A 2,819-nucleotide genomic window follows, 5' to 3' on the forward strand; every position below is an offset into this window, starting at 1 on the left:
CTCCAACGATGACGACCTCGCGTTGCTCACGTCGGAAGACTATCGCCACAAGATCGCAATCGGCGTACGGCGCGCGGTCGAAGCGCATTTCGCGCGACAACTGGTCGGCAAGACCAGGGACCGGGAGGAATTGCCATGATCCGCGCCGCCAGTCTTACGCTCGCTTTGTTGCTCGCAACGGCATCGACCCAGGCGGCCGATCCGGCCCCGTCGATCGCGACAGCCGTCGCCGATCCGGGGCGCCCCGCCGCCGACCGCGATCGCGATGCAGAACGCAAGCCCGCCGACATGCTCGCTTTCGCCGGCGTGAAGCCCGGCATGGTGGTGATCGATATCCTGCCCGGCGGCGGCTATTTCACGCGCCTGTTTTCCACCGCGGTCGGACCGACCGGCAAGGTTCTCGCTTACGTTCCGGACGAGATGTTTGCCGGCCGCCCCAAGTCGCTGGATGCCGTCAACGCAATCGCCGCCGAGCCCGCGCACAAGAATGTCCAGGCGCTGCACGATCCCGCGCTGGCGCCCGGCCCGCAGAACATCGCCGACGTGGTGTGGACCTCGCAAAACTATCACGACCTCCACAATGTCCCCGGGCTCGATGTGGTCGCGTTCAACAAGGTCCTGTACGGGATCGTCCGCCCGGGCGGCGTCTATATCGTGCTGGACCATTCGGCCCCGGCCGGTTCCGGCCTGACCGACACCAATACGCTCCATCGCATCGACGAGGCGACCGTGCGCAAGGAGGTCGAGGCCGCCGGTTTCAAGTTTGACGGCGAGAGCAAGGTGCTCGCCAACTCCGCCGACACGCGCACGCTCAAGGTGTTCGATCCGTCGATCCGCGGCCACACCGATCAGTTCGTCCTGCGCTTCCGCAAACCCGGCGGGAAATAAGCTTTAGGCCATGGCGATAGCGCGCCAAAAGCTCTAGACGCGTGCCCCGTGAAGCTCGCTTTCCCCGAAATCCATCTGCCAGAGCCGGTCCGCAACATGCTCGCCAAGCGCCGCGTGCGCGGGCTGCTCGGCCTGTTGGGCTTTCTCGTCGTCGCTTATGCGATCTTCTGGCTGCTGTTCCTGCGCGGCCTGCCCTCGACCGATAAATTGCTGAGCTACGAGCCGCCGCTGCCGACCAACGTTCGCGCGCTGGATGGCACGCCCGTCTACAGCTTCGCGCGCGAGCGCCGCGTCGAACTCGCCTTCGACGAATTCCCGCCGCAATTGGTCCATGCCTTCATCTCGGCCGAGGACAAGACCTTCTTCACCCATCACGGTATCGACCCGTCGTCCTTCCTGTTCGCGGTGTTCGATTATGCGCGCAAGAGCGGCACCGGCAAACGCGCGCACGGCGGATCGACCATCACCCAGCAGGTCGCCAAGAATCTGCTGATCGGCGGCGAATATTCGCCGACGCGCAAGATCCGTGAAGCCGCGCTCGCGATCCGCATCGAAAATGCGATGTCGAAGCAGCAGATCCTTGAACTCTATCTCAACCAGATTTTCCTCGGCCGGAACGCTTATGGCGTGGAAGCCGCGGCACGGGCCTATTTCGGCAAGGACGTGACCGAACTCACCCTGCCGCAGACCGCCTATCTGGCGACGCTGCCGCGCGCGCCGTCCAACTACGATCCCGACCGCCATACCGACCGCGCGCTCGATCGGCGGGCCTATGTGCTGCGCGAAATGCGATTGAACGGCTACATCACCGCCGCGCAGGAGCAGGCGGCCGACGCCAGCCCGCTCGGCACGGTTGACCGCTCCGACGCGCGCCGCGATGCCGAAAAGCCCTATGAGGGCTATTATATGGAAGAGGTGCGGCGCGAGCTGATCGCCAAATACGGCACCGATATCGGCGATGGCTCGAACAGCGTCTATGCCGGCGGCCTGTGGGTCCGCACTTCGCTCGATCCGGCCGCGCAGAAGGCGGCCGAAGGGGCGCTGCGCGACGGCCTCGTCCGTTATGAGGCGGCAGCGGGCTGGCGTGGACGATCGGGCCATATGGATGTGGGTGCCGACTGGCCGGCCAAGCTCGCGAGCGCCAATATCGAGACCGGCTATGCCAATTGGCGCGCCGCTTTGATCCTCGAAAAGTCGCCTACCAGCGCGTCGATCGGTTTCGCCGACGGCAGCAAAAGCCAGCTCTTCCCGTGGGGCGGCGCCGCGCCCAAGCGCGGCATCGGCGGGCGCGCTTTCGATTTCCTGAAGACCGGCGACATCGTGCTGGTCGCGCCTGCGGGCAGCGGTTGGGCGTTGCGCTCCATCCCCGAAATTTCGGGCGGCTTCGTCGCCGAAAACCCGCACACCGGCCAGGTGGTGGCGATGCAGGGCGGGTTCGACAGCCATAACAGCTTCAACCGCGCCACCCAGGCGCTGCGCCAGCCGGGATCGGCCTTCAAGCCGTTCGTCTATTCGGCCGCGCTCGACAGCGGCATGACCCCCGCGTCGATCATCGTCGATGGCCCCTTCTGCGTGTTCCAGACGGTGTCTCTCGGCACCAAATGCTTCCGCAACTTCTCCGGCGGCTATGCCGGCCCGCAGACGATGCGCTGGGGCGTCGAGCAATCGCGCAACCTGATGACGGTACGCGCCGCCACCGCCGCCGGCATGGACAAGGTGGTCGGCCTCGCCAAGCAGATGGGCGTCGGCGATTACCCGCCCTACATCGCTTATTCGCTCGGCGCGGGCGAAACGACCGTGCTGCGCATGGTCAACGCTTATTCGATGCTCGCCAACCAAGGCCGGCAGGTGAAGCCGACTTTGATCGACTATGTCCAGGATCGCCACGGCAAGGTCATCTGGCGCGCGGACAACCGCCCGTGCGAAGGCTG

General features: G+C 65.5%; 2 protein-coding genes. Both read left to right on the forward strand.

Features of this window, described 5'->3' with window-relative positions:
• The first annotated feature begins 135 nt into the window (after positions 1-135).
• Positions 136-888 carry a methyltransferase gene (locus VK533_RS12135; protein WP_324377986.1) on the forward strand — a complete coding sequence of 251 codons (753 nt, stop codon included), beginning with the start codon at positions 136-138 and terminating at the stop codon, positions 886-888.
• Between the two features lie 96 nt (positions 889-984).
• Positions 985-2,819: penicillin-binding protein 1A (locus VK533_RS12140; protein WP_324377988.1), on the forward strand; the 1,835-nt coding region annotated here is incomplete at its 3' end.

Source organism: Sphingomonas sp., assembly GCF_035317925.1.
Lineage (GTDB): Bacteria > Pseudomonadota > Alphaproteobacteria > Sphingomonadales > Sphingomonadaceae > Sphingomonas_I.

Coding starts and splice junctions, on each gene's coding strand:
- VK533_RS12135 (WP_324377986.1), top strand. CDS start 136: ATGATCCGCGCCGCCAGTCTTACGCTCGCTTTGTTGCTCGCAACGGCA.